Source organism: Parabacteroides sp. PH5-46, assembly GCF_029892785.1.
GTDB lineage: Bacteria > Bacteroidota > Bacteroidia > Bacteroidales > Tannerellaceae > DFXE01.
This window is the reverse complement of sequence record NZ_JARXXA010000002.1, coordinates 238,820-260,028: the sequence shown is the minus strand read 5'-3', so window position 1 is coordinate 260,028 and position 21,209 is coordinate 238,820. Positions and strand designations below refer to the sequence as shown.

The following is a 21,209-nucleotide window of genomic DNA, read 5'->3' as shown; positions in this document are numbered from 1 at the left end:
TGAATAGATAAACTAATCATATCAAAAGCCCTCTCCGATTCGGAGGGGGCTTTTTCTTTTATATAGCCTATCCTTAACAAGGATGTAACTTGTTTGTCTTTATTTTGTGATCATTTTATACTTTCTTTGCAGATATATTTATCACTAGTTTATGATACAAGCTAAATTGATTTACAAGAAAACAATGCAAGGCATTCTTATTGCCTGCTTAGCATTCATTCCTATGTTGACCGCTGCTCAACAATATGTGGATGATCTGACCACCAGGATGGATTCATTAGAGGAGCAAACGGCAACTCTCGACAAAATAGTAAAGGGACTAAGTAAGTTTAAGGTGTCGGCTTATATCCAAGGACAGTATCAATATGGGCAAGAAGATGCGACTCTCAAGGTAGGAGATACTAACGAGAATCCTGATAAAGGTTTTAACCGGATCGGTATCCGTCGCGGACGGGTCAAATTTGAATACAATGACGGGATAGAGACAGGAGCCGTCCAGATCGAGGCAAACGACAAAGGGGTAAGTTTCCGGGATATATATATAGGTATAAAGGATCCCTGGACAAAACGCAGTCAACTGACAGCCGGGATATTCAATCGCCCCTTCGGGTATGAAGTAGGCTACTCTACATCCAGTCTGGAATCGCCAGAGCGAGCTACTATCATCCAATACTTTTTTCCTGACGAGCGGGATTTGGGAGCTATGCTCAGCTTGCGTACCGAAGCGACAAGTCCGCTACACTTCCTCCGACTGGATGCCGGCCTCTTTGCCGGCAATAGTATCAATCGGGAGACGGACAACCGGAAAGACTTTATCGGGCGCCTGGGAGCCGAAAAGAAAGCCGGAAAATGGGGCAAATGGGGCGTAGGTATGTCGTATTACAACGGAGGCGTATATAACCCTACAACGGAAGCCTACGAAATGCAAGACAAACGTTTCGTCAGGATAGAAAAGGATGAAACCGGAAGCTTTATGAAACGCGAATACATCGGTTTTGATGCACAATTAAGCGTCTCCTCAGCAATAGGTACCACAACTCTTCGGGGGGAAGGTTTATTCGGCACTCAGCCGGGGACAGCTGGAAGCAGTAAGAGTCCCAATTATAGTAGCCGTCCGGGCAACGCTCCGGAGAACGCTTTATATGAAAGGCCATTCCTGGGCTATTTCTTTTATTTTGTACAGGATATAGGGGTATCTCCTTTCTCAGTCGTACTTAAATACGACACATACGATCCGAATACGAAAGTAAAAGAGAATGAAGTCGGGCTGGAAGGAAGCCAGACAAGCAAGACAGACTTATCGCAAAGCACCATCGGAATCGGCGCTCTTTACCGCTTCAATAAGTACATCCGCCTGCAGGCATACTATGAAATAAACAAAAATGAAAAAAGCGAATGGATCGCAGGATACGAATCAGACAGAAAAGATAATGTCTTTACCTTCAGAATTCAGTACAAATTCTGAAGGCAAAGACAAAGCACTAAACGGCTTTTAAGCTCATATCAAGGCTCTTTACGGAGTGAGTAAGAGCACCTACGGATATATAGTCTACGCCAGTTGACGCGTAGTCTTTTAAGGTATCAAAGGTAATTCCGCCGGACGACTCGGTTTCGTACTTCCCGCCAATGCGTTTTACGGCTTCTTTGGTGTCGGCTACGCTGAAGTTATCAAGCATGATACGGTCGATACCGCCTGTTTTAAGGGCTTGCTCCAGTTCGTCGAAATTACGCACTTCAATCTCTATTTTCAGGTTCTTTCCTTTTTCTTTCAGATAGTTTTGTGCGCGGGTAATGGCAGGTGTTATTCCTCCGGCAAAGTCCACATGATTATCTTTCAGTAATATCATATCGAACAGGCCGATCCGGTGATTTACTCCCCCACCCAGGCGAACGGCTTCTTTTTCCAACATACGCATTCCGGGAGTTGTTTTGCGAGTATCTAATACGCGGGTCTTTGTTCCTTCCAGCGCTTTTACATACTTATTGGTGGTAGTAGCAATACCGCTCATGCGCTGCATTACATTCAGCACCAAACGCTCTGTCTGAAGCAGCGATTGTACCTTTCCTTCTACAGTAAATGCGATATCGCCTTTCTTCACCGGTGTTCCATCCTCAATAAAGAGTTCTATTTTCAACTCCGGGTCGAAATAATGGAAGATGCGCTTTGCCATTTCTACTCCTGCCAGAATACCGTCTTCTTTAATAATAAGTTTACTCTTCCCTATGGCAGAGGGAGGAATACAGCACAAAGTGGTATGGTCGCCATCACCTACATCTTCGGCAAAGGCTAACCTGATCAATTCGTCAATTAAATGATCCATCTTTTTTAATTATTAATGGTTAATGATTAATGATTAACCTATTGCCTCAAACAATTAATCGTTAATCACTAATCATCAATCGTTACTATTCTATTCTTATTGATTGTATGACTGCTTTATTACCATCCGACTTGTAGGTGATATTTACGCGGAACTCGCCTTTGGAGGTAGGTAGTTTGCCTACCAGGAAGCCGCTGTCCTTCTTGTCTGCATTATGCAATACAGAAAATCCAGCCGGTTTATTGGTGCCGAAAAATGAGTTCAGCATGGCAACAGCATCATTGCCATTGCATTTTTTGGATGCCCCGGGCACAGCCATATCTACTTCAGCAGCCATTAAGGTTGCAAGTGAAGAAGCATTGCCCGCTTTAAAAGCATTGGATATAGGGGTAATATCAGCAGCACGCACTAACAAGAACGAGAATACCAACGTAAGAATAAGCACTAATCGTTTCATAATCTCCTTCATTTATATGATTAATAATTAACAAAGGTCAAAAAAAAATAGTATTTTAGCAAAGAATCAACGTTAAATTACAATTTGCCACCAAATGAAAATTGCTTTGCTAATGATAGGGAAAACCGACCAGCCTTGGCTCAGAGAGGCTATTGAGGAATATTACAAACGGTTGATCCACTATCTCCCTTTTGAAATTATAACCATCCCTGATATCAAAAACGCTAAAAACCTATCAGAAATACAACAGAAAGAAAAAGAAGGAGAACTGATCGCGAAGAGCTTGCAAACCGGAGATTACTGCGTTTTACTGGATGAGAAGGGAAAAGAATTTACGTCTACACAATTCGCCTCCTATATTGAGAAAAAAACGCATACAGTGGCTAAGCGGCTCGTATTCATCATTGGTGGCCCTTACGGATTCAGCGACAGCATCTACAAGCTGGCATCCGAAAAGATTTCGCTAAGCAAGATGACGTTCTCTCATCAGATGATCCGCCTTATCTTTACGGAGCAACTATACAGGGCATTTACGATTCTTAATAACGAACCTTACCATCATTTATAGTTTTACTGCCTATTATTTATCCGTTTCACAACTGTGATATACTCTTTTCACAGGTGTGACATATTCTTTTCACAGCTGTAGAAAACATTTTTCACACCTGTGAAAAGGGTAATATATCGAATACTTTTTAATCAAAAATCGAATACTATGCGTTTAGCTCTTTGATGCGAACGGCAACTTCTTCCATCAACCATTTGGGGGTGGATGTGGCTCCACAAACGCCTACCCGTTTGACTCCGGGAGGTAAGGGGGAGGTTATTTCCTTGGCGCTGGAAATAAATACGGAATGTTTGTTGGCTTTCAGGCATTCTTCAAAGAGCATTTTACCGTTTGAGCTCTTCTCGCCTGCTACGAAATAGATCCAGTCGTGGTTGGAAGCAAACTTCTTGATGCCGGGAAGACGGTTGGCTACCTGCCGGCAGATGGTATCAAAGAACCTAAACTCTACTTCCGGGCTGATGCGCTGGCGAATAGCAGCTACAATCTCGCGAAAGCCATCCAGCGACTTGGTAGTCTGCGAAAAAAGGATAATACCTTTTGAGAAGTCCAGTTTATCCAAATCCTCCGGTTTCTCAATCACGATGGCATTACCTTCTGTCTGCCCCACCAGTCCATTTACCTCTGCATGGCCTTTCTTCCCGTATATAACCAGTTGCGTAGCTGTATTCTTAGACTCCTGATAGCATCCATGTATCTTTTGCTGCAAACGCAACACCACGGGGCAGGTAGCGTCTACTATCTTTATATTATTCTTCTTTGCCACGGAATAGGTGGAGGGAGGCTCTCCATGCGCTCTAAGCAAAACGGTTTTATCTTTCAGGCCGGCCAACTCCTCGTGACCGATGGTATAAAGTCCCAAAGCCTTCAGACGTTCCACCTCCAGGCTATTATGTACAATATCCCCCAGACAGTACAACACAGGCGTTGTACCTAATTCCCGTTCGGCACTTTGAATAGCATTTACCACGCCGAAGCAGAATCCGGAGGCACTATCTATTTCTACTTCTATCATTCGCCTACTACTCGTTTATACTGCGTAAGTAACCACGCTTTCTGCTCAGCAATACTCATATATGAATTATCAAGTACCAAGGCGTCTTCTGCCTGCTTTAAGGGGCCTACGGCACGGGTTGAATCAATATGATCCCGGCTTTTTACGTTTTCCAGCACTTCTTCAAAGGAAACAGGTTCGCCCTTAGCTAGCAACTCGTCTACCCTTCGCTGGGCACGCACTTCGGGACTAGCCGTTACAAAAATCTTCAGTTCTGCATCCGGAAAGACAACTGTTCCTACATCGCGTCCGTCCATTACTACCCCTTTTTGCTGACCCATCAGTTGCTGTTTGGCAACCAAAGCCTCACGTACAAAGGGCAATGCAGCTACCGGGCTCACCAAGTCTGATACTTGCATCGTCCGGATCTCTTTCTCTACACACACTCCGTCGAGGTAGGTATCCGGGCGTCCGGTCTGTTCGTTCAGGCGGAATGATATATCAATATCAGGAAGAACAGCCATCAGTTGTTCTTCATTTATCTGTCCGTTTGAAATAATTCCATGTAGAAGGCAATAAAGGGTAACGGCACGATACATAGCACCACTGTCTATATAAACATAGCCAATCTCTTTAGCCAAATCTTTAGCCATTGTGCTCTTACCGCTGGACGAGAATCCATCAATGGCAATCGTTATTCGTTTCATTATATATTATATTCAGGGTTTGAAATCTCCTAATGTAGTAGAAACCGTAAGCATCAAAGATAATGCGGAAGGATGGTATTTGGCTACGGAAACGCCCACGTCGAACATCTTAATAGAAACGCCGGCTCCGGCAGAAAAGCCTGCCAGGGAATTCGCTCCTTCCAGCTTCATATCCATACCGGTCTTTGGATTATATCCGACACCAAGCCAAAAATTTTCGCTAGGTACATAATCAATACCAAATACTAAATGCTTAAAAAAGGTCTTAAAAAAAGCATCTCCTTCGTAGGCCGGATCCGAATCATCCAGGTATTCCAGTTCCCATTTGTTCAGGTACATGGCAGTTACCGACAAGCGAAATGGTGCATGTGCCATCTTTTTACTCATCCCCAGCTGAATATCCCAAGGTACTTTGTAACGTTTTTCGTCGTATGTAGTTAGCTGGGCACCGATGTTCTTTAACGCAATCCCGGCAGAGAAGCCCTTTTCCGAATCATAATAACTCAATCCCGCATCCACAAGCAGCCCGATGGAAGAATAACTCTCCAAAGACGAATAAAGAAACTTCAAAGACAAACCGCCTCTCCATTTCTCTGACAAATCCCGGGCGTAAAAGGCATTCAGGGAAATGTCTTTGACTGAGAAATCGCCTGTTGCGATATTCTCGGAAGTATATCCTTTAAAATTGCCATAACTAATAAAGGAAGCCCCTACTCCCCAGGCAGCCTTCTCTCCAGCCGCTTTCGTATACAATGCGCTCCCGAGGTTTATGTCTGAAAAGAAATTCATATAGTTCAGGTTCACCATCCCATCCATCTCCGTGCCTAAAAGCCCCGGGTTATGAAAAATAAGGGAGGGATCCCGTTCGATAAGAGAAATATTGTTTCCGCCCAAAGCCGTTGCCCTGGCAGAGAACGGATATCGCAAAAAAGAAAATACCTCCTCTCCATGCTGTGCCGAAACAAAGGGCACAAGGACAAAAAGGAAGACTATATAATGTATTTTTCTCATACTATTTCCTGCAAAAAACGTTCAAAGATACATTAAATCAAAAAAGAAATTACACTATGTCGTTTTATTTAAGCTAAAACAACTATCACCTACACAAACGAAAAAAACGTAAAAAAGGTATATCGGCCTTCTTTATTTTCGCCTTTTAGAGTAAAAAAACAAAAAAAACGAAGTATTTCTGCGTTTTGTAAGTGTTATTTAAAAAAATTCGTATTTTTGCCCTACTGAAAAACACATAAAATATTATAAACGTTATGGAAATTAAGAAATCAAAAAAGGCAGACATCGAGGGAACCAAGACAATGAGTTTCCTGATGGGTTTGATTATCGCCCTGGCCGTCTTGTTTGTAGGTTTCGAATGGGGAACGCAAGATGTACTCGTGGCAACGTCTGAAGGTGTTGCCGACATTATTGCAGAAGAAGAAATTGAAATTACAAGACCGGAAGATACGCCTCCCCCTCCCCCTCCCCCTCCAGTACAGGCTGTGATTGAGGAGCTGAATGTTGTTGAAGACGACGTAAATCTTGAACAACAGGAAATTCTTTCTTCAGAAGATAGCCAACGTGATGCACAGGTTCAGACTTATGTTGCTCCTGCTGTAGTTGAAGAAGAAGAAGAATCTGCTCAACAAATCTTTACTGTGGTAGAAGAAATGCCTCAGTTTCCCGGCGGTGAAGGTGAATTATTGAAGTTTATCGGTAAGAGTATCAAATATCCGGTGATCGCTCAGGAAAACGGTATTCAAGGACGCGTAATCTGCGCATTCGTTGTAAATCGTGACGGTACTGTAGTAGATGCGGAAGTAGTTCGCGGTGTAGACCCTTCTTTGGACAAAGAAGCGCTTCGCGTGATCGGCACCATGCCTAAATGGACTCCCGGAAAGCAAAGAGGTAAACCGGTACGTGTTAAATATACTGTACCAATTACATTCAGATTACAGTAATACGAAAAATACTTTATTAAAAAAGGCTGCTTGAATTGCAGCCTTTTTTATATATACAAAATTCCTATAGCATGTTATCTTTCAATGAAATTCTTCAACGGATAGAACATGAAGTGTCACAACTTCAGTTCAATTACCCTCCACATAGTTTATACACTCCGATAGAATATATCCTCTCACTCGGAGGGAAACGAATTCGTCCGGCACTTACCCTAATCGGTTGCAATATATACAGCGATTCTATTGAGAACGCGATTGCCCCGGCTCTCAGCCTGGAAATCTTCCACAACTTCACACTACTGCACGACGACTTGATGGACGAAGCCGATAAACGGAGAAAGAAGCCTACCGTTCATAAAGTCTGGAATGAAAACACAGCGATCCTGTCAGGTGACGCTATGTTGATTGTTGCCTACAAAACGATTGCAGAAAGCAATCCTGCCTATCTTAAACAGCTACTTGATCTATTTACAATAACAGCATTAGAGATATGTGGAGGTCAACAATATGATATGGAGTTCGAAGCACGCACAGATGTAGACGAAGCAGAATATATAGAGATGATACGCCTGAAAACGGCCGTATTAATGGGCTGCGGACTGAAGATGGGTGGCATTGTCGGCGGAGCCTCTGAGAGCGATTGCGAGCATTTGTATCAATATGGCCTGAACATCGGTCTGGCCTTCCAACTAAAGGATGATTTGCTGGACGTATATGGCAACCCCGCTACATTCGGTAAAAACATCGGAGGGGATATCTTATGTAACAAAAAGACTTTCCTTCTGATAAATGCCTTGAAAAAAGCCTCAGAGGAGCAAAAAGAAACAATGTATCAATGGTTTGAAAAGAAGACTTTTGATCCGGCAGAAAAAATAAATGCATTCAAGCAGATATATGACAAGCTGGAACTGAAGAAAATTACAGAAACCAAGATACAATATTACTACGATCAGGCATTGCAGCACTTCTCGCAGCTAAGCGCTCCGGCAGAAAGACTCAGCATATTAAAGGATGTAAGCAATGATCTGTTGTACAGAGAGTCATAAGGAATGAAACTGATCGACACCCATTGCCATCTATATTTAGAGGAATTTGATGCAGACCGTGAAGAGATGGTTCTTGCTTCTCAGACATCCGGCATTGACACGATTCTGCTACCCAATGTAGATGCAACAACCATCGAAAGGATGCATGCCTTGTGCGAACGTCATCCTAACTTTGCCTACCCGATGATGGGGCTTCACCCTACAAGTGTAAAACAGAATTATGTGGCGGAGTTAAAAAAGATAGAATCACAACTCAACACACGAAGTTATTGTGCAATTGGTGAAATAGGGATAGATCTGTACTGGGACAAGACATACCTGGCAGAACAAAAGTTGGTGTTTGAAGAGCAGTTGCGCTGGAGCATAGACAAGGACTTACCGGTAGCCATCCATACAAGAGATGCCTTCCCGGAAGTGTTCGATAGCATTCATAAAGTAGGGAAAGATAAACTCAGAGGAGTATTCCACAGCTTTTCCGGAACGGAAGCCGATCTGGCGGAAGTCAAGCGACTGCAAGGCTTCAAACTGGGCATAAACGGTGTTGTAACGTTTAAAAATTCCGGTTTGGCAGAAGTCTTAAAACATGCTACGATTGATGATATCGTATTAGAAACAGACGCCCCTTATCTGGCTCCGGTTCCATACAGAGGCAAACGGAATGATCCTGTCTACATATGGAAAACCGCCGAAAAGCTGGCTTCTGTTTTTCAGTTGACACTCGAAGAAACGGTTTTTCGCACGCGAAAAAATGCTTTGAAACTATTTAAAATCGTAAATAAAGCTATTTAGTGATATAATTTCTTAAACATGCAGAAATTTATTCGCGGGAATTGGGTTATATATAAAGCAAAAACTTTAGATTTGTAGACTGAAACGTTTGCAGTTGGGATTTTTTTCGTAATTTGCGCACGTTTTTACGGAGATAAGGCTCTGTTTTTGGAGAGATGCTCGAGTGGTTGAAGAGGCACGCCTGGAAAGCGTGTATACGCCTAAAGTGTATCGCGGGTTCGAATCCCGCTCTCTCCGCAGATACCATGAATTATTAACAACAAAATAAAAGAGAATTATTAATCTTAAAAATTAAACACACAATGAAAAAGTTATTTGCAAAAGCATTTTTGGTATTATGTGCCTTTGGAACTTCTACTTTAGTATTCGCACAGGACGTTGCTGTTGCTACTGAAGGTGGCGGTTTTCACCAAGCGTTGAAAACAAAATTTATTGAAGGTAGTGCCGACTTTATGAGTTTGGTTGCTATCACATTGGTGCTTGGTTTGGCTTTCTGTCTGGAAAGAATCATTTACCTGAACTTGGCAGATGTTGATCCGACGAAATTATTAAAAGGTATTGAAGACGCATTGGATAAAGGTGACGTAGAAGGTGCCAAAGCTATTGCTCGTGACACAAGAGGTCCTATTGCATCTATTGCATATCAAGGATTAATGAGACTTGACCAAGGTGTTGACATCGTTGAGAAATCTATCGTATCTTATGGTGGTGTACAGAGCGGTTTATTGGAAAAGAACCTGTCTTGGGTAACTTTGTTTATCGCAATGGCTCCTTCATTAGGATTCTTGGGAACTGTAGTAGGTATGGTTATGGCGTTCGATAAAATCGAACAAGTAGGTGATATCAGCCCAACGGTTGTTGCCGGTGGTATGAAAGTGGCTTTGATCACAACAATCTTCGGTCTTATCGTAGCATTGATCCTTCAGGTATTTTATAACTATCTGTTAAGCAAATTGGAGTCTATCCTTAACAAAATGGAAGATGCTTCAATTACTTTGGTTGACACAGCTATAAAATACTACGTAAAATTTAAAAAATAATCAGGACCATGGCTGTAACTAAAATCAGAAAAATATCAAGTTGGGTATTAATCCTTTGTACCATCATTACACTAGCGGTACTGGCATTATTCTTCTTTGGTGGAGATAATGAAAAATACAAAGGAGAGATGTGGAACCCAAAACATGTAGATCTGCTACTTTACTGGCAATACATCTTATTTGGCGTGACAGCTTTTGCTGCCATCCTGCTAGGAATCTGGCAATTTGCTTCTTCTTTTAAAAACAATCCAAAGGGAGGAGTTATGGGACTGGTAGTTATTGTATTATTCGCTGCAATGATGTTCCTTTCTTATACGTTTGGAGACACCACGCCAGTACATGTATTAAACTCTGAAGCGCAAGTTTTTAACGTTCCTTTTTGGCTAAAGATAACTGATATGTGGTTATATTCTACATATATCCTGACAGCATTGGTTATTCTCGCTATTATTGGAGGAAGTATAAAGAAAATTTTTTCTAAGTAATTAAAGGCTATGGCAAGAAAAAAAAGAAAAGCACCTAGTATTAATGCTACTTCATCTGCCGACATCGCTTTTATGTTGCTTCTATTCTTCCTTTTGACATCTTCAATGGATACGGACAGAGGTTTACCAAGACGTCTTCCTCCTCCAGTTCCAAAAGATCAGAAAAAATCAGATGTCGACATTAAAAAGCGTAATCTAATGGTGGTGTTGATTAACAGTAGTAATCAGGTGGCCATTAATGGGGAATATACTGAAATCCGACAAATCAAAGACAAAGTGAAGGAATTCATTGAAAACCCATATAATGATGAGCACAAGCCTGAGAAAGTTCCTGTTGACGTACCATTCTTTGGAGAGATGATGGTATCTAAAAACCACGTAATTTCTTTGCAGAATGACCGAGGTACAGAATACCAGGCGTATATAAATGTTCAGAATGAGCTGGCAGCAGCTTATAACGAATTAAGAGATGATGTTTCGAGAAAGAAATTTGGCAAAGCTTTTGCCGATTTGGACGAAGACAGACAAAGGGCAGTTCAGGATATCTATCCACAAAAAATATCTGAAGCTGAACCTAAAAATTATGGAGGGAATAAATAATGGGAAAATTTAATAAAGCCGGTGGGCGCGAAATGCCCGAATTGAACACCTCCTCATTGCCTGACTTAGTATTTGCTTTCTTGTTCTTTATCATGATGGTAACATCCATGCGTGAAGTAACACTTAAGGTTGTGTTCAGATCACCACAAGCTACTGAACTTCAAAAGTTGGAAAAGAAATCACTTGTAACATTCATTTACATAGGTGAGCCCACACAGGAGTTCAAAGCTAAAATGGGTACTGAAACCCGTCTTCAGTTAAACGACCAGTTTGCAGAACCAGGGGAAATCCAGGATTACATCGCTCAGGAAAAGTCTAGTATGAAGGAAGAGGATCAACCATTTATGACAGTGTCTATCAAAGCAGACAAGGAAACAAAGATGGGGACCATTACAGACGTAAAGCAAGCGCTTCGTGAAGCATATGCACTAAAGATCAGTTATTCTGCCGCACCACGTGTGAACTAAGAATCAGCTGACTATAACAATACAAAGAAAGCCGCCCTGTTTTGTTCAGAGCGGCTTCCTTTTTTTATAGAGAGTTGAGATTTATTCAGTTACGCCGTAAACATTTTTATACAACTCACCTTTTACTTGTTCAAAAGATTCATTCAGGTTGATTTTTCCATAGCTCATCAGGTACATAGGTAGCCAGTCAGACCCTTTTGCATAAGGAGGTTGAGTATAGGCATGATCATCCAACCGGAATCCCAAACGCTCGTAAAATCCAACCCTGCGGATGCTTAATTCATCTTGGGGCAATTCAACCTCTAGTATCACCGGAGCGGATGTTTGTTTCAAAAGCTGCTCCATCGCCGCTTTTCCTACCCCTCCATTCCGGGCTGCCTCATCAATAGCAAAATGTTCAACATACACAAAGCCTTCCAATGCCCAAGTAGTAAGGAAGCCAATATAGCTTCCTTCTTTTAATAAAACATAGGCTGAAAACCTGGGCTCCCGTTCTATCAGTTCAACAAAAAGAGGAAAAGCGCGACGTTCCTGCTCCGGAAATGAGCCGATGTAAGTCTTTTCCAATTTCTCCAATAATGGATTCGAAGTGCTTTCTATCTTTCTATAATCAACCATTTTATATCATCCAATTATATACCAAGTTTAGATTTAACAGACTTAGAAATAGCATCTTTATGTATCATAATAAAGACTGTTTTGGCACGAACAAAACTTTCCGACATGTTCAGATAGCCTCCGAACGCATTACGTTCCGTTCCCCAGGAGTTTTTTGTAATATAGTACTTCGTACCGTTCTGATCCTTTACAATGCCTGTAACGTGCATTAAATGGTCATCAGTGGTTACAAAAGATTCATACCCTTTCTGACGAACTTCAGGCGTTACATTTACTTCCGGATAGGGGCGTTCGTATTTATATACTTCGTCCAGTCTTTCCTTTTCATCCATCTTTTCAAAGCGGGCACGATCTGTTGTTGCATAATCATCTACCTTCTTCACTTCAGGATTAATCGCTACTCCATTCTTAAAAGAGAAACCTTTTTCGCTCACATCGCCATCCCAGCATACGGTATAGCCATTGTTCAGGGCATAATCCATGGTTTCCATCAGTTCGTCCAGCGGAAGGTTGTACATAAGCTGATGCTCCCAATTATCGGGTACTTCAACATCAAACTTCACATAATACGGATGATGTATAAAACTGGTTAGTTCTATGTAATCGTCCATATTAAGCCCTAATGAGGCAGCAAAAGATTTAGGAGTATATTCCTTGCCTTTATACATGAATTTCTCGGGTAGTTTACCCAAATAGGTATCAAACAGACTATTGATCAGCTCATCATATTGAGGGCTACGATGCTTCATTTTAACAGCTACATCAGCTATCGCCTTCATGTACTGGGCAAGCTCACTATGGTTATGGCGATCTGAGTCATAATTGATTCCGCCATAAACCTCTTCCGGTACGATACCGACTTGTTTGTAAGCATTCTTAAATGTATGCGACAGACTCCCCTGCCCTATATTTCCTTTTCCCTGACGGATATAATTATCCTGCAATTGATTCATGTATTTCTGGCGCACAATAAACATCTCAGAAAGATCATACGTGCCTTTTCCCATCCGTAAAAGCTCGGATTCCATAAATGAAGCAGTGGCAAAGCACCAGCAAGTACCTGTAGAAGCCTGGTTCTTCACCGGAGTAGCCTCTAACCTTTTTATCTCTGTAAATTGATAACCTTGTGCAAATAAGGTGGTAGCACTAAATAAAAGCGCTGCACAAACGTTCATGTACTTTTTCATATTATATCTAATTTAATGATTAAAACCCTCTTGCAAACATTTTCCAGAAAGTATCTCCCATCTCTTTCCAACGATAGAGTGTAGCACCTGTAAAGTCGAAGGTATAGTTATCCAGGTATTTAGCCGCTTCCTCCTCACCTACTGATTGAAGCAAGCTTGTGTATTGGCTTTCTACGAAGGAGAGCTCCGCCTGTCCCTTTTTCTCAAAGTGAGACACAGCGCTATTTACAATATCTTTTGTCATGCCCCACTTAACGGTAGCCAGCTTATTAGCCCGGCGATATGTCCAGATGGTAGCATCTTCACGATAACGATGTTGCCCGCAGATATTAAAGCTAGATGGAAGTGTCGTATTTCCGCAGAAAATAGGGAAACGGGGGCTTTGTCCGGGATTATCAAAAGACATCCATGCTACGCCACCAATCGCGTCAGGCAACCAGTCACGCAACTGTATCACATGTGAATAAGAGCACTGAGGCACAGAGACCAGGCGATAACGAACTACCGTACTATCTTCAATGGCATTCAACATATTAACCATATCCATTGTCATCCAAGGGTTTGCCGCCGGACTTACTATTGTTTCCTTCTCATCGCTGTCTTTTTTCTTAACTTCTACTTTCAGGTTCTGTGTCATATCCCACTTCGTTCCTTCATAGGTCTGGCGTAACAAAGCCATCACATCCGTCACAGCCACTTGCTTTTCAGGTTTAACAGAAAAAGGAAGTTCCTCTGCGTCATACGAGAGGTTCAAAGACGGAGCCAGGTATGAAAGAATAAAATATTCGCGAATGTTAAAGGCTTTCTTTCCTCCCCCGTAGGCTTTCCAAAAACAAAAAGGCTCTTTGCCGTCCCAATAGCCCAGAGTCTTTGCCACATCATAGACATTGGTAGATGCCATGCAGTTTTCTTTATCTTTCAGATTCAGTTTAGAAATACGGGGAATGTTGGCTGAAACACCCACATGGTCGTCAGGGATACGGATGGCAGCCCATACACCTCCTACTTTATCCTTTCCTTCACCAAACACTTCAAAATGCCATACTTCCTTTGTGTCGGCAATCGTCAGGCATTCGCCCCAATCGGCGTATCCATATTCCGCAATCAATTTCCCCATTAAAGCAATTGCCTCCCGGGCCGTTTTGCAGCGCTCCAGAGCGATCCTTTGCAATTCTTCGATCATGAACACACCTTTATCATTTACCAACTCCTTGCGCCCTGTAATGGTGGTCTCACCAATAGCCAGTTGTTTTTCATTCAGGCAAGGATAAGCAGTATTCAGGAAACGATAGGTTGATCGTACTTGAGGGATTGATCCTTTCAGTACTACTTTTGTTTGATCATCTGCAAATTCAGTATGCATTTTCCCGGTATAAATACCTGTTACGGTATCACGATCATAGGTCTTGGCAGGAACCATATTCATCCATGTCCGATAGTTTCCGTCACAGGTGTGACTGGTCATTACCGAGCCATCCGAAGAGGCCTTTTTTCCTACCATAATACTTGTACAACTTTCCGGATGGTCATTTCCGGTTGCTTGGGCGTTAACTGTAAAACCGATACAAAAAAGTATCAAGAAAAGAGTAATCGTTTTAGTCATGTGTCATAGATTTAGTTGTGAATGGTATCTAGTCTGTATAAAGCAAAGCTTTTCCTTTTTCTGTTGTAAAATAAGTCTGCAGGGGGCTGGAAGGCTTTGTGGGGATTCGCATCGCCAAAAGTCCTTCATCCAGAAGCGGCCTTAAGATATTCTGTCGGAAACGGGTCCTATTTGACTGTTTGACCATTCGCATCATATCCTGGATAGGCAGTGGCTTTACACATGCTTCCAAGACACTTTCCGCCTTGTCTACATACGAGATGTCAATTGTAGGGCAAGCCTGAGACAGTTTTGAGAAGTAAACCGGAAATTCCGGCTGATTATCTGATTGTTTATTGGCTTTTACAGAGCCATTAAGTTCCGGCTTAACATCAGTCTGAAAATAATCCAAACCTTCTGCATTTCCATACGAAATAGAAAAAACATACTTCTCGGCATCTTGCATCTCAATGTCAAACGTTCTGTCATACAGCGGAGCATATTTCTGTATATTTTTTCTTCCCGAGCCCGGCTCTCCCGCCCAGTTCATTGCCTGAAATACTTTGGTGATAAGCGGATTCTTAACCTTACTTTCCTCCAAAATCCTTGTAGCATTTTCCGTTATTACCATATCCGAAAAGATAAGTAAACGAGCCGGATATTTTTGTGTATAGTCGCGATGCACCAGCATATTAGTCAGCAACTCATTAAAAATAGCCTTTCGCACATCTACCAATTTGCCATCCAGTTCCAGAGTACGTTCCGGCAAATTCCGTTCCATAAAAGTCATCAGCCGTAGATAAGAATCAATCAGATTGGAATAAACGATATCCCGGTCATCATATCTGTTTTCCGGGTAATTGGAAGAAGGTTGCAGGTAATCATTATAGGATACATTCCTATAAATAGCATCTGTTCGATGTGTAACTGGGCAACAATTTTGTATAGTAACTTCCTTTCCGAATAATAAAACAGCTGCCAGCACAACTCCTTCTTTATTACTCAGCGGGTCTTTACGCCAGAATCCGGCTGCGTGTAAAAATTCCTCATCAGAAAAACTCAGCCAGGGATGAACCGGGTTGGCCATTGCAACATATCGGCGCATCGTATTGAAAGCGCGTTCATCAAAATCATGCATCCGTAAAAACGGACATACAATATTTTCAGATGATTCTTTTTTCTTGCGCAAGTATATATTCTCTACCAGATTATAATTGTATGTTACATCGTTTACTTCACGGCCAGAACGATCATATACCTTATTCCGGTAACGTTGTACATCCGGTGCCTGGGGTATGGAGAGATAAATGATTTTTTTGCCTTCTACATCAAGAACTTCAGGGTTTATAGAAACAGCTGGGGAAAACTCTTTAAGCAGCGTATATTCAATTCTGTTCAGCATAGAGTCAATATACATATCTGCTACACCTATTATTTTTCCGAAATCATGCACACCGATTACTAAAGTTCCTCCGTCTTTATTCAGAAAAGAACAAATCACCTGAAACACTGAATCCGTTATTTCAGTCGTACAATTCGTAAATTCGATAACAGAATTTTCACCTTCAGCAATAATTTGCTTTACACTTCTTACATCCATTTCTAAAACACCTCTATCCTCAATTAATACAGTCAAAAATTAAGAGCTTGTTTGCCTAAAAAAATAATCAGCCCTAAAGATAAAAAAAAAATCCAAATTTATAGATTCTTTTACAAAAACCTTTAAATCAGGACGAAAAATAAGGAGATCATACAAAAAATAATTCCCGGTATAACAACCCACTAAAAGGGTATATATACCGGGAAAAATGAATATTTATAACATACCTACCTGTTTTTATTTCTTTTTACGCCCATCACGAGACGTTGCACGGCGCCAGGGTTTTTCGCTATTTCTGCTACGTTTATCAAAGCGATCATAAAAGCGACCTCCTTGCGCACCTTTTTCTTTGTCACGATTGAATTTCGCATGCCCACCATTTCTGCGGCCACCCTTTTCTCCTTTTTTACCTTGAGCCGGTTCTACCGAAATACGCCGTCCGTCGACTTCATAATTATTCATCCGCTCCATCACGCGTTCAGTCGCCTCTTCTTCTACTTCAAAGAAAGAGAAATTCTCCAGCAAGTCTATCTTTCCTATCCTTACTTTTCCCGGCACACATTTGTTTATCAGTTCAATCAACTGATTCGGGTACATACCGTCTGATTTTCCGAAATTAATAAAGAAACGGCTAAAGCCCTCCTCAGCAGTATGCGTCCGTCTGCTTCCCTTTCCATCGACTGTTTTCTTATCTCTGGCAGAGGAGCGTTCGTCTACAACCTCTATTTCATCGGCATCTTTATAATAATCAATCATCCGGTTTAGTTCCATAGAAACAATCCGTTTGATGATATCTTCCTTATCCAACCATTCCAGTTTGCGGAAGATAGAAGGCATCAAAGAGGCGATTTCATCCTCGTCTACCTTTACTTTTTCGATCTGATCCACCAGATTAAAGAGCTGTTTTTCGCAAATAGCCTGACCGCTCGGCATCTCGCCTTTTTCAAACTGCTTGTTGATGATACGCTCTATTTCGCGGATTTTTCCTTTTTCCTTGATATGGCAGATGGATATAGCAATACCAGTCTTTCCTGCTCTGGCCGTACGTCCGCTCCGGTGAGTATACGATTCTACATCATCGGGCAAACCGTAATTTATAATATGCGTCAGATCATCAACATCCAAACCTCTTGCCGCAACATCCGTTGCTACTAAAAGCTGCAGGTTCCGGATACGGAATTTCTGCATCACATAATCCCGTTGTGCCTGGCTTAGTTCGCCATGCAGGGAATCGGCATTATAGCCATCCTGTATCAGTTTGTCGGCAATTTCCTGCGTTTCCTTTCTGGTCCGGCAGAAAATAATACCATATATATTCGGATAATAGTCGGCAATACGTTTCAGTGCCAGATATTTATCCTGTGCACGCACCATGTAGTAAACATGCTTGATATTCTTATTTCCTTCATTTTTCCGCCCGATTACAATCTCCTTCGGATTATTCATGTATTTCCGGGTGATAGACGCAATTCCCTGTGGCATGGTAGCTGAAAACAGCAACATATTCCGAGACGACGGAACTTCAGCCAGAATTGCATTGATGCTATCGGAAAAGCCCATATTCAGCATCTCGTCTGCCTCATCAAGTATGACATTCTTTATCAAATTCAGGTCTACCGTTTTGCGGTTCATCAGGTCTAATAAACGTCCGGGAGTGGCTACAACGATATGCACGCCACGTTTTAAAGATTTGATTTGGCTATCAATACTGGATCCCCCATATACAGGAAGAACCTTCAAACGATCTATATATTTGGAATAATCCATTAAATCGCCTGCAATTTGCAAGCATAATTCGCGTGTAGGGCATAAAATCAAGGCTTGTGGCTGGCGTTCTTCCACATCAATTTTCTGCAATACAGGCAAACCGAAAGCGGCTGTTTTTCCCGTCCCTGTCTGGGCTAATGCGATTACGTCATTGTCTTCTCCCAGTAAAAAAGGAATCACTTCCTCTTGTACAGGCATGGGTGACTCATATCCCATTTCCTGGATTGCTTTCAATATAGGTGCAGCAACCCCTAATTCTTCAAATGTTTTCAATATAAATGTTTAAATGTGAATTTGGGCGCAAAGGTACGTAAATTATTCGATATCAACTCAAAAAAGCATTATATCTTTTAAATGCGCCTGTTGTTTTTCATTCACTCCCAGCTCTTTGGTCAGATATTCATCGATGGAACCGTATTCTTTTTTGATTTTAGTCAATGCCAAACGCAAAAAAGACTCTTTGGCTGTAAGCAACACTGAAAACGCTTCCAAAGCGTCAACATCTTGCAAACGAAGGCCAGAGCGGTATTGTCCCGGATCAAAAACCTCATTCGTTGTAAGGTAATCCTGATAAATTGCATCTTCGGAGACACCAAGAGTTGCCAGCAGCAAGGCCGACATAAAACCGGTCCGGTCTTTACCTGCCATACAGTTGAACAGGATAGGGTAATTGGCCTCATCCAGAAAGACATCAAGCGCCTGGGCAAACTGAGGACTGCATTCGGTAACATATTGCAGGTATAAATCCTGCATAAACACGATGGCATCGCCTCTCTTGGCACGTCCTTCTTCTATGCGACTCAGAATATCCGGCATATTCCCGGCAGATATGGGTATATGTACAATTTTTGCCCCAGAATATACTACAGGAGCTTTCGTTATTTCTTCATGGGTGCGTAAATCAATGATTGTCTTGATCTTCAAGTTATCCAATCGTTTCAAATCCCGTTCGCTCAACTGGCTTAAAGCAGACGAACGGTACACCTTACCCCAGCGGGTAGTTTTTTCGCTTTTACCGGCCGTATATCCACCCAGATCCCGCAAGTTCTGCACACTATCCATCCACACAGACCGGGCTGCAACCGTTTCAAAATATCTGTCGTTGAAAGAGAGCAGGAAATACTTTCTGACGATATTGTCATTCGTTACATAAGTCGTAACGCCATTACTAATATCAACCATTCCGGCCAGATTCGTTCGGGAAAGTTCCTCGGGATCATCTGCCACATATAATTTCAGCGTCCCTTCTATACGGGGATTTGTCTCCCATTTCAGAATATAATTCCCGATATCATCGCGAAGGCAAAGCGAAAGGATCTCAGGCGCATGCGAACTGCAACCCACGATTCCTCCAACAATAATTACGAATATTAAAATTCTCCTTATAAGCATATAACAATCCTAATCTCTTCTGTAAGCAAAGATAATCAATTCCTGGCTTTATAGTTAAACGGTTAATATTATTTAAGCATACCTTGCCGATATGTATCAGCAAAAGTAGCCGAAATATAATTATCATAATTCATGCATACTTCCGTAGCCAGGTCTATGCCGCAACGGATTATTTTTGCCCAAACTTCTTTTGTCAGCTGGGGTAGATCATCCCGGCGGATATCGTACTTCAGCAAGGCATAAATGATACCGGCATTCAGCGAATCCCCCGCTCCGATAGTACTCAGCGGACTTATGGAAGGAGTCGTAAAATGCTCGTATTCTTTACCCACGAATAAATCCACTCCATCTTTGCCATGCGTAGTGATGCATGTATTACAATAGAAGCGGATATGTTCTTCATATACCTGTTTGATATCTTCTTTGCCAAAAAGGTTATATAAATCTTCGTCCGAGCCTCTTACGATATCGGCAAATTCGAGATTTTCAAAGACAGTAGGCAGCAGGCGTATCGCCTCATGGGCATGAGCCTTCCGGAAGTTGGGATCGTAATAGATAATCGCCTTTCGGTCGTGTGCATACTCCAGCAATTCGAGTGTGCGCTGGCGCAAGGCCGGATTCAGCGAATAATACGAACCGAAAATCAGGATATCATCTGCCTCTATACGTGGGAACGGCACTTCCAGCCGCTGGTTCGGATAGTCTTTATAGAAAACATACTCCGCCTGGTTTTGTTCTTTCAGGAAAGCCAGGGATACCGGGCTTTTCCCATCCGGGAAACGGTCTACATATTCCGTCGAAATCCCGTTTTCATCCATAAAAGCACGGATAATATCGCCCACCTTGTCATTTCCCAACTCACTGATAAACGCCAGCGGAACGCCCAGTCTGGCCAATGAAACAAAACCATTAAATACCGATCCGCCCGGCACGGCTTTATGCGGCTGGTTATCTTTAAAGATAATGTCCAGGATTGTTTCGCCTATACCTATAACTTTTCGCATCTTACTCTTGTCCGCTTTGTTCACGGCTTTTCGAGCCTAAATAGCCTCCATGATGCCTCTTGGCATAGTCTTTACTGGAGAATTGAATCCTTTTCATCGTGCCAACCACCAGCAGATCCCCCATAACCGTCATCACTGTTGTAGAGGTGGTAGGCGTAAGCCCCAGGGCACATACTTCCTCCGGAGCACCGGTCAGCAGGCAGATGGTGGAACGCTTGGCCAATTCGCTATCGGGATTCCCCGTGATAACGATAAACTTCATATCAGGCACCAACCCACACGTCAGATCGATCAGTTCGACCAATTCGCGCGTTTTCCCGGAGTTAGAGATCAGTAACATAATATCATTTTCCCGCACAATGCCCAAGTCGCCATGCTGTGCTTCACTGGGATGTAGGAAAAAGGCGGGCGTTCCGGTAGAACTGAAGGTAGTAGCAATATTCGTTGCCACCTGCCCGGCTTTTCCCATCCCTGTAGTAATCAACTTTCCTTTTTGTTTATGTACATATTCTACTATCAGGCTGATTGCCTTTTCGTACTCTTCTGTCACAGGTATATTCAACACGGCATCAGCTTCCTGCCGCAAGATACCCCTTATATCATCTGTTGTCATTCTTTTCCTATTTTATCAGT

22 protein-coding genes and 1 tRNA gene are annotated in these 21,209 nt (G+C 42.2%); 10 read left to right on the top strand and 13 right to left on the bottom strand.

Translation table 11 applies throughout. The features are described 5' to 3' along the window. The first annotated feature begins 223 nt into the window (after positions 1 to 223). Positions 224 to 1,465 (top strand): hypothetical protein, encoded by a 1,242-nt coding sequence (locus M2470_RS02945; protein ID WP_348524203.1) that lies wholly within the window; start codon positions 224 to 226, stop codon positions 1,463 to 1,465. Positions 1,466 to 1,481: 16 nt separating this feature from the next. Here the strand turns inward: M2470_RS02945 and nadC are convergent, their stop codons facing one another. Together nadC and M2470_RS02935 are read right to left on the bottom strand one after the other, a co-directional pair. Then, positions 1,482 to 2,321, bottom strand: a complete 840-nt coding sequence (gene nadC, locus M2470_RS02940) for a carboxylating nicotinate-nucleotide diphosphorylase (RefSeq protein ID WP_280743466.1) — start codon at positions 2,319 to 2,321, stop codon at positions 1,482 to 1,484. Positions 2,322 to 2,406: 85 nt separating this feature from the next. Then, positions 2,407 to 2,778 (bottom strand): DUF4783 domain-containing protein, encoded by a 372-nt coding sequence (locus tag M2470_RS02935; protein WP_280743467.1) that lies wholly within the window; start codon positions 2,776 to 2,778, stop codon positions 2,407 to 2,409. A 94-nt stretch (positions 2,779 to 2,872) separates the two neighbouring features. On the opposite strand from M2470_RS02935, the gene rlmH reads away from it, so the two are divergent. Next, positions 2,873 to 3,346, top strand: coding sequence for a 23S rRNA (pseudouridine(1915)-N(3))-methyltransferase RlmH (gene rlmH, locus M2470_RS02930; protein WP_280743468.1), 474 nt, complete (start codon positions 2,873 to 2,875; stop codon positions 3,344 to 3,346). A gap of 145 nt (positions 3,347 to 3,491) precedes the next feature. Here the strand turns inward: rlmH and M2470_RS02925 are convergent, their stop codons facing one another. The 3 genes from M2470_RS02925 to porQ are packed head-to-tail and all read right to left on the bottom strand — an operon-like array spanning position 3,492 to position 6,055. After that, a complete protein-coding gene (locus tag M2470_RS02925) occupies positions 3,492 to 4,358 on the bottom strand; it encodes a 4-hydroxy-3-methylbut-2-enyl diphosphate reductase (RefSeq protein ID WP_280743469.1) in 867 nt (288 codons plus the stop codon). Beyond that, positions 4,355 to 5,044, bottom strand: a complete 690-nt coding sequence (gene cmk, locus M2470_RS02920; RefSeq protein ID WP_280743470.1) for a (d)CMP kinase — start codon at positions 5,042 to 5,044, stop codon at positions 4,355 to 4,357. Before cmk ends, M2470_RS02925 begins: the two co-directional genes overlap by 4 nt. Before the next feature lie 12 nt (positions 5,045 to 5,056). After that, on the bottom strand, positions 5,057 to 6,055 hold the full coding sequence (porQ, locus tag M2470_RS02915) for a type IX secretion system protein PorQ (protein ID WP_280743471.1): 999 nt from the start codon (positions 6,053 to 6,055) through the stop codon (positions 5,057 to 5,059). A 254-nt stretch (positions 6,056 to 6,309) separates the two neighbouring features. On the opposite strand from porQ, the gene M2470_RS02910 reads away from it, so the two are divergent. From M2470_RS02910 to M2470_RS02875, 8 genes are all read left to right on the top strand, one after another. Next, positions 6,310 to 6,999 carry an energy transducer TonB gene (locus M2470_RS02910; protein ID WP_280743472.1) on the top strand — a complete coding sequence of 230 codons (690 nt, stop codon included), beginning with the start codon at positions 6,310 to 6,312 and terminating at the stop codon, positions 6,997 to 6,999. Between the two features lie 71 nt (positions 7,000 to 7,070). Continuing rightward, entirely contained in the window at positions 7,071 to 8,045 is a 975-nt protein-coding gene (locus M2470_RS02905; protein WP_280743473.1) for a polyprenyl synthetase family protein, read from the top strand. A 3-nt stretch (positions 8,046 to 8,048) separates the two neighbouring features. Further along, a complete protein-coding gene (locus M2470_RS02900) occupies positions 8,049 to 8,834 on the top strand; it encodes a TatD family hydrolase (RefSeq protein WP_280743474.1) in 786 nt (261 codons plus the stop codon). Between the two features lie 149 nt (positions 8,835 to 8,983). Then, a tRNA-Ser gene (locus tag M2470_RS02895) sits at positions 8,984 to 9,071 on the top strand. A 65-nt stretch (positions 9,072 to 9,136) separates the two neighbouring features. After that, entirely contained in the window at positions 9,137 to 9,874 is a 738-nt protein-coding gene (locus tag M2470_RS02890; RefSeq protein WP_280743475.1) for a MotA/TolQ/ExbB proton channel family protein, read from the top strand. A gap of 8 nt (positions 9,875 to 9,882) precedes the next feature. After that, entirely contained in the window at positions 9,883 to 10,359 is a 477-nt protein-coding gene (locus M2470_RS02885) for a hypothetical protein (protein ID WP_280743476.1), read from the top strand. Positions 10,360 to 10,368: 9 nt separating this feature from the next. Beyond that, positions 10,369 to 10,959, top strand: a complete 591-nt coding sequence (locus tag M2470_RS02880; protein WP_280743477.1) for a biopolymer transporter ExbD — start codon at positions 10,369 to 10,371, stop codon at positions 10,957 to 10,959. Then, the gene (locus M2470_RS02875) at positions 10,959 to 11,426 is read left to right on the top strand and encodes a biopolymer transporter ExbD (protein ID WP_280743478.1); all 468 of its coding nucleotides are present in this window, start codon (positions 10,959 to 10,961) and stop codon (positions 11,424 to 11,426) included. The genes M2470_RS02880 and M2470_RS02875 overlap by 1 nt, the downstream gene beginning before the upstream one ends. A gap of 81 nt (positions 11,427 to 11,507) precedes the next feature. On the opposite strand, the gene M2470_RS02870 is transcribed toward M2470_RS02875, so the two are convergent. The 8 genes from M2470_RS02870 to M2470_RS02835 form a co-directional block, all read right to left on the bottom strand. Then, complete coding sequence (locus tag M2470_RS02870) at positions 11,508 to 12,044, bottom strand: GNAT family N-acetyltransferase (protein ID WP_280743479.1); 537 nt, start codon at positions 12,042 to 12,044, stop codon at positions 11,508 to 11,510. A 14-nt stretch (positions 12,045 to 12,058) separates the two neighbouring features. Next, positions 12,059 to 13,231: a C1 family peptidase gene (locus M2470_RS02865; RefSeq protein WP_280743480.1), complete on the bottom strand. Its 1,173-nt coding sequence runs from the start codon at positions 13,229 to 13,231 to the stop codon at positions 12,059 to 12,061. Between the two features lie 19 nt (positions 13,232 to 13,250). Continuing rightward, entirely contained in the window at positions 13,251 to 14,834 is a 1,584-nt protein-coding gene (locus tag M2470_RS02860) for a C69 family dipeptidase (RefSeq protein WP_280743481.1), read from the bottom strand. A 28-nt stretch (positions 14,835 to 14,862) separates the two neighbouring features. Continuing rightward, positions 14,863 to 16,413 carry an RNA-binding domain-containing protein gene (locus M2470_RS02855; RefSeq protein WP_280743482.1) on the bottom strand — a complete coding sequence of 517 codons (1,551 nt, stop codon included), beginning with the start codon at positions 16,411 to 16,413 and terminating at the stop codon, positions 14,863 to 14,865. Positions 16,414 to 16,650: 237 nt separating this feature from the next. Then, the gene (locus M2470_RS02850) at positions 16,651 to 18,396 is read right to left on the bottom strand and encodes a DEAD/DEAH box helicase (RefSeq protein WP_280743658.1); all 1,746 of its coding nucleotides are present in this window, start codon (positions 18,394 to 18,396) and stop codon (positions 16,651 to 16,653) included. A 114-nt stretch (positions 18,397 to 18,510) separates the two neighbouring features. Next, the gene (locus M2470_RS02845; RefSeq protein WP_280743483.1) at positions 18,511 to 19,572 is read right to left on the bottom strand and encodes a tyrosine-protein phosphatase; all 1,062 of its coding nucleotides are present in this window, start codon (positions 19,570 to 19,572) and stop codon (positions 18,511 to 18,513) included. Positions 19,573 to 19,640: 68 nt separating this feature from the next. Then, on the bottom strand, positions 19,641 to 20,576 hold the full coding sequence (locus M2470_RS02840) for a carbohydrate kinase (RefSeq protein WP_280743484.1): 936 nt from the start codon (positions 20,574 to 20,576) through the stop codon (positions 19,641 to 19,643). A 1-nt stretch (position 20,577) separates the two neighbouring features. Next, positions 20,578 to 21,189 (bottom strand): SIS domain-containing protein, encoded by a 612-nt coding sequence (locus M2470_RS02835; protein WP_280743485.1) that lies wholly within the window; start codon positions 21,187 to 21,189, stop codon positions 20,578 to 20,580. Between the last annotated feature and the right edge of the window lie 20 nt (positions 21,190 to 21,209).

Bases quoted from the DNA above. Each gene is read 5' to 3' on its own strand.
- nadC (WP_280743466.1), bottom strand. From the start codon at position 2,321: ATGGATCATTTAATTGACGAATTGATCAGGTTAGCCTTTGCCGAAGAT.
- M2470_RS02865 (WP_280743480.1), bottom strand. From the start codon at position 13,231: ATGAAAAAGTACATGAACGTTTGTGCAGCGCTTTTATTTAGTGCTACC.
- M2470_RS02925 (WP_280743469.1), bottom strand. From the start codon at position 4,358: ATGATAGAAGTAGAAATAGATAGTGCCTCCGGATTCTGCTTCGGCGTG.
- M2470_RS02845 (WP_280743483.1), bottom strand. From the start codon at position 19,572: ATGCTTATAAGGAGAATTTTAATATTCGTAATTATTGTTGGAGGAATC.
- M2470_RS02910 (WP_280743472.1), top strand. From the start codon at position 6,310: ATGGAAATTAAGAAATCAAAAAAGGCAGACATCGAGGGAACCAAGACA.
- M2470_RS02875 (WP_280743478.1), top strand. From the start codon at position 10,959: ATGGGAAAATTTAATAAAGCCGGTGGGCGCGAAATGCCCGAATTGAAC.
- M2470_RS02850 (WP_280743658.1), bottom strand. From the start codon at position 18,396: ATGGGATATGAGTCACCCATGCCTGTACAAGAGGAAGTGATTCCTTTT.
- M2470_RS02890 (WP_280743475.1), top strand. From the start codon at position 9,137: ATGAAAAAGTTATTTGCAAAAGCATTTTTGGTATTATGTGCCTTTGGA.
- M2470_RS02870 (WP_280743479.1), bottom strand. From the start codon at position 12,044: ATGGTTGATTATAGAAAGATAGAAAGCACTTCGAATCCATTATTGGAG.
- M2470_RS02840 (WP_280743484.1), bottom strand. From the start codon at position 20,576: ATGCGAAAAGTTATAGGTATAGGCGAAACAATCCTGGACATTATCTTT.
- M2470_RS02855 (WP_280743482.1), bottom strand. From the start codon at position 16,413: ATGGATGTAAGAAGTGTAAAGCAAATTATTGCTGAAGGTGAAAATTCT.
- M2470_RS02885 (WP_280743476.1), top strand. From the start codon at position 9,883: ATGGCTGTAACTAAAATCAGAAAAATATCAAGTTGGGTATTAATCCTT.
- M2470_RS02900 (WP_280743474.1), top strand. From the start codon at position 8,049: ATGAAACTGATCGACACCCATTGCCATCTATATTTAGAGGAATTTGAT.
- M2470_RS02935 (WP_280743467.1), bottom strand. From the start codon at position 2,778: ATGAAACGATTAGTGCTTATTCTTACGTTGGTATTCTCGTTCTTGTTA.
- cmk (WP_280743470.1), bottom strand. From the start codon at position 5,044: ATGAAACGAATAACGATTGCCATTGATGGATTCTCGTCCAGCGGTAAG.
- M2470_RS02880 (WP_280743477.1), top strand. From the start codon at position 10,369: ATGGCAAGAAAAAAAAGAAAAGCACCTAGTATTAATGCTACTTCATCT.
- M2470_RS02905 (WP_280743473.1), top strand. From the start codon at position 7,071: ATGTTATCTTTCAATGAAATTCTTCAACGGATAGAACATGAAGTGTCA.
- M2470_RS02945 (WP_348524203.1), top strand. From the start codon at position 224: ATGTTGACCGCTGCTCAACAATATGTGGATGATCTGACCACCAGGATG.
- rlmH (WP_280743468.1), top strand. From the start codon at position 2,873: ATGAAAATTGCTTTGCTAATGATAGGGAAAACCGACCAGCCTTGGCTC.
- M2470_RS02860 (WP_280743481.1), bottom strand. From the start codon at position 14,834: ATGACTAAAACGATTACTCTTTTCTTGATACTTTTTTGTATCGGTTTT.
- porQ (WP_280743471.1), bottom strand. From the start codon at position 6,055: ATGAGAAAAATACATTATATAGTCTTCCTTTTTGTCCTTGTGCCCTTT.
- M2470_RS02835 (WP_280743485.1), bottom strand. From the start codon at position 21,189: ATGACAACAGATGATATAAGGGGTATCTTGCGGCAGGAAGCTGATGCC.